An 886-nucleotide genomic window follows, 5' to 3' on the forward strand; every position below is an offset into this window, starting at 1 on the left:
TGGTCGCGGCGCTGGTGCTGCTGGCGATCGTGGGCCTGGTGACCCGGCCGGAGAACTTCGCCACGTCCTCCAATTTGGTGAGCATCCTGGCGTTGGCCTCGACCATCGGGGTGATCACGGTCGGCATGACCTTTGTGATCATCGGTGGTGGCATCGACCTGTCGGTCGGGGCGTTGATGGCGTTGGCGTCGGTGTGGGCGACCACGCTGGCCACCCAGTCCTACGGGCCGGTCGTGATGATCGTTTGCGCGGTGCTGGTGGGCACCGGCGCGGGGTTGCTCAACGGGATCCTGATCTCCTACGGGCGGATGGTGCCGTTCATCGCAACGCTGGCGATGATGGTGGCGGGGCGTGGTCTGGCGCAGCGGATGTCCAACCAGCGCACGCAGCTGGTGCAGCCGGACAACTCGCTGATCGTCGATCTGTCCACCACGCGGGTGCTCGGGCTGCCGCTGCTGGTGTATGTGTTCGCGCTGGTGGTGCTGGTCGGCTGGGTGGTGCTCAACCGTACGACGTTCGGCCGGCGCACCTATGCGGTGGGCGGCAATCCCGAGGCGGCCCGTCTGGCCGGTATCGACGTGCGCAAGCACACGCTGATGCTGTACGCGCTGTCGGGTCTGTGCTGCGGGATCGCCGCGGTGCTGATCATGGCGCGGACCACGACCGGGTCGTCCACCCACGGCGATCTGTACGAGCTCGACGCGATCGCCGCCGTGATCATCGGCGGGACGCTGCTGAGCGGCGGCCGGGGCACGATCATCGGTTCGATCCTCGGTCTGCTGATCTTCACTGTGATCACCAACCTGTTCATCCTGAACGGTCTCAACACCGCCGACCAGCTCGTCGCCAAGGGCGCGATCATCGTCGTCGCCGTGCTGCTGCAGCG

1 protein-coding gene is annotated in these 886 nt (G+C 66.7%); it reads left to right on the forward strand.

Translation table 11 applies throughout. The features are described 5' to 3' along the window. Window positions 1-110: 110 nt before the first annotated feature. The coding region (locus Msi02_RS42790) for an ABC transporter permease (RefSeq protein ID WP_239109448.1) at window positions 111-886 on the forward strand (776 nt) is incomplete at its 3' end.

The sequence above is a fragment of the Microbispora siamensis genome, from assembly GCF_016863095.1.
Lineage (GTDB): Bacteria > Actinomycetota > Actinomycetes > Streptosporangiales > Streptosporangiaceae > Microbispora > Microbispora siamensis.